Annotated in this window: 4 protein-coding genes; 3 read left to right on the top strand and 1 reads right to left on the bottom strand. The window is 67.6% G+C overall.

Annotated elements, in window-relative coordinates; all coding sequences use genetic code 11:
* Positions 1-9: 9 nt before the first annotated feature.
* The 3 genes from KDB67_RS18240 (at position 10) to KDB67_RS18250 (ending at position 1,842) form a co-directional block, all read left to right on the top strand.
* Complete coding sequence (locus KDB67_RS18240; RefSeq protein ID WP_291018696.1) at positions 10-825, top strand: DUF2786 domain-containing protein; 816 nt, start codon at positions 10-12, stop codon at positions 823-825.
* A complete protein-coding gene (locus tag KDB67_RS18245) occupies positions 822-1,322 on the top strand; it encodes a TIGR04338 family metallohydrolase (RefSeq protein WP_291018690.1) in 501 nt (166 codons plus the stop codon). The genes KDB67_RS18240 and KDB67_RS18245 overlap by 4 nt, the downstream gene beginning before the upstream one ends.
* 139 nt (positions 1,323-1,461) lie before the next feature.
* Positions 1,462-1,842, top strand: coding sequence for a hypothetical protein (locus KDB67_RS18250; protein ID WP_291018693.1), 381 nt, complete (start codon positions 1,462-1,464; stop codon positions 1,840-1,842).
* Positions 1,843-1,981: 139 nt separating this feature from the next.
* On the opposite strand, the gene KDB67_RS18255 is transcribed toward KDB67_RS18250, so the two are convergent.
* The coding region (locus KDB67_RS18255; RefSeq protein ID WP_291018694.1) for a CocE/NonD family hydrolase at positions 1,982-3,267 on the bottom strand (1,286 nt) is incomplete at its 5' end.

The following is a 3,267-nucleotide window of genomic DNA, read 5'->3' on the forward strand; positions in this document are numbered from 1 at the left end:
GGTGGAGTCATGCGCGATGACAAGTTGCTGACGCGGATCGCGGCGCTGCTGCGGCAGGCCGAGAACACCGACAACGAGCATGAGGCGGAGACGTTCATGCAGGCCGCACAGCGGCTGGCGACGGCGTCGTCGATCGATCTGGCTGTGGCACGCTCGCACGATCCGACGGCGCGTAGGCGGACCTCCCCGATCACCCGGCAGATCGCGATCGGGGAGGCAGGTAAACGGGGTCTGAAGACGTATGTGCAGTTGTTCGTGGCCATTGCCCGTGCCAACGATGTGACCGTGGACGTCGCCGGCAACTCGACGTTCGTCGTCGCCTACGGATTCGAACCCGACATCGACACCTGTGAGGCGCTGTACACGTCGCTGGTCATACAGATGGTGGCAGCCTCCGACGCTTACCTGAGGTCGGGTCGTCACCGGGGGGAGGTGTCGGCTCGGGTGGTCGCGCGTGGCGGCGGGCGGCAGGTGGTCGAACAGAAACCGTTGTCGGGCATCACGGCCCGGCTCAACTTCCAGTCCGCGTTCGCCGGACGCATCGGGACTCGGCTCACCGAGGCCCGTGACGCCGCCAAGGCCGAGGCGATCTCGGCTGAGAGTGCCGATGATCGGGCGGCATCGACGGCGATTGCGTTGCGCAACAAGGAAGTCGAGGTCAGCGGCTTCTACCGCAGGGAGTCGCGGGCACGGGGGGCGTGGCGTCCGACGTCGGCCTCCGCCGGATATTCGGAGGCCGCCCGCCAGGCCGGGGATCGGGCGGGACGGCGCGCGAAGATCGGTCCGGATCGTGAATTCGGTGCCCCGCGAGGCGCTTTGGAATGACCGGACGGGATTCCCGGCGTGCGCAGGTATACGCGGCCGAGCGGCTGGTGCACGGCATGTTCGACCGGGCGGGCTCCTCGCGGCTCGTGCAGATCGCCGGGACGTCGCTGACGCTGCCGCCCGAGGTACGGTTCGCGTCGGTCGGCTCGGTACGGGAGTATGTCGACCGGGTTCTGGGAATGGGCTCCGTCACAAGCAGTTTCGGGAGCGCGTCGCTTCCCGTCGACGTGATCGAGCGCGGGGGTCACCGCTCGGCGGAGTATCGACGCCGCCCGGACGGCAGCCGCGAGATCGCCATCCCGGCCTCCCGTGAGGGCCGTTGGGCGCTGCGCGAACTCGTCGTCCTGCATGAGATCGCCCACCACCTCGACGACTCGGACGGTCCCGCGCATGGACCGGGTTTCGTCCGGACGCTGATCGCGCTGGTGGGTCTGGTGTTGGGGCCGGAGGCCGAGTTCGTCTACCGGGTGGTGTTCACCGACTCCGGAGTTCTGTAGGTGGGTCACTGCCGCTGAAGCGGACCACTCCGCGGGTTGAGGTGCTCGTCGCCGGCGCTCCTCACGCCTCAACCGGCTGGAGATCTGCGGGCGGGCCGAATTCGCCGATCCGGGCGCCTGAGTGGGCAATAATCGGTACATGGCATTCAACGATTCACGTCCGCCCGCCGACCGGCAACGGCTCAAGAAACTGGCGCAGGCGGCGTTGAACGCCGATGAGACGGTTGACCAGGTCAACGAGATCCTGGGCGGTCTCGGTACGACGCTGGCCGGCATGGACAACACGGTCGCCAAACTCGACGCCGCTATCGATGACCTGAACCCGACGCTGGTCAAGTTCGCCGAGACTATCGACAACGTCAACGAGGCGGTGGCCGGTCTGGGGGAGATCACCGCACGGCTGGAGCGGATCGTCACCCGGGTCGAGGTGATCGTCGGGATCGCGGAGGTGGCGCTCAAACCGGTCGGTGCGCTGGAATCGGCGGCCCGCGGTATAGGTTCGCGGCTGGGACTGGGCTGACTTCTACCAACACAGACGACAATGCCCGCTCCGGAACGGCTAAGAACCGCCCTCCACAGGGCCGCCGCTGGAATAGTGCATCAGCGGCCCTGTGGAGGGCGGTTCTTGTCTCTCGGGGCGGGCATCGCCGGTGGTCGGGTCAGATGATCGGGAGGTCGGCCTCGAAGGTGAGGTAGCTCGGATGCTTCGGGTCGAGCACCAGCCGCTGATGGTGGCCGCGGAGCCTGATCAGGTCGGGGACCACGTTCAGGTAACGCGGGAAGCTGGCGGCATAGATGTCCACCCGCAGCCGGTGGCCCGGTTCGAGGACCGCGTCGGTGGGGGTGAGGGACACATCGATCCGGACCGGCTCATCGGCTGGGACGGGCAGCTTACGGTCGCGGGTGAGCACGTGGTAGGCCTTGGCCACCGCACCCTCGGCGGTGTACCGCGTCTTGGCGTGATCGAGTGCCCGGTTGGCGGTGGACAGCGCACCGCTGGTGAGTACTGTCGAACGGCCGTCGGGGGCGACATCATTGATGGTGATCGCCCACACGGCCTCGTGTCCGGTGGTGGCCACGTTCAGTCGCAGGTTGAGTCCGCCGCTGATCCGGACCCGCTCGATCACCGCATCGGTGGTGAACGACAGGCCGCCCTTCTCCTGGAAACGGGCGTCGGTGTTGAAGTGCGGGCCGAGCAGCATCGTGCCGCCGGCGGTGACCTGGGTCATATCCCGGGAGACCAGGCCGCGCAGGTCGCGCTTGACCTTCAGCGACGACGTGTGCAGCCCCGGCACCGAACTGAGGCTGCCGTCGTGAACGGTGTGGGCGGCGCTACCCGACGGGAGGTCGGACAGATACAGCCGCTGGTGCTCCATGCCCGGCCGCGGGAAACTCGGGCCCGATGTCCACGCGCCACCCTGCTGCAGCATGGTCACCGGACCGTAGTACTCGACGCCGTTGCGGTGACCCTTGAGCCAGCGGTCGAACCAGGCACGTTCGAGGACGTCGAGCCGCGGCGGGGAGGCGTCGCCGCCATAGCCCGATCCGGCGTCGAAGTGGTAGCCGTCGCCCACCACCATCTGCTTGCGGCCCGGTTCCATGTCGAGGCGCTCGTAGATGCCGGTGGCGCTGTGGCTGAACAGGTCGTGCCAGGCGCCGATGGTGAACGTGGGTACCTCGATGCGATCGATCTCGGGGTCGCGTTCGTCGAAGTAGGGGTCGTCGTGGATGCGCGGGTCGCGTGCGGTCAGGAAGCCCCAGCCGATCGAACCCATCTCGGTGGCCGGTGACTTGACCCGTGACGACGCCCAGCGAAGGGCGTCGCCGCGCACCATGTCGCGCATCAGCGTCGACGGATTGGGCAGCCACTTGAGCAGATTGACCACCGACAGCCAGGCCGGGATGAACGCCGACGGCATACCGCCGGTGATGTAGATGTCGCGGA

This window comes from Gordonia sp. (in: high G+C Gram-positive bacteria), from assembly GCF_020438995.1.
GTDB lineage: Bacteria > Actinomycetota > Actinomycetes > Mycobacteriales > Mycobacteriaceae > Gordonia.

Bases quoted from the DNA above. Each gene is read 5' to 3' on its own strand.
- KDB67_RS18245 (WP_291018690.1), top strand. From the start codon at position 822: ATGACCGGACGGGATTCCCGGCGTGCGCAGGTATACGCGGCCGAGCGG.
- KDB67_RS18250 (WP_291018693.1), top strand. From the start codon at position 1,462: ATGGCATTCAACGATTCACGTCCGCCCGCCGACCGGCAACGGCTCAAG.
- KDB67_RS18240 (WP_291018696.1), top strand. From the start codon at position 10: ATGCGCGATGACAAGTTGCTGACGCGGATCGCGGCGCTGCTGCGGCAG.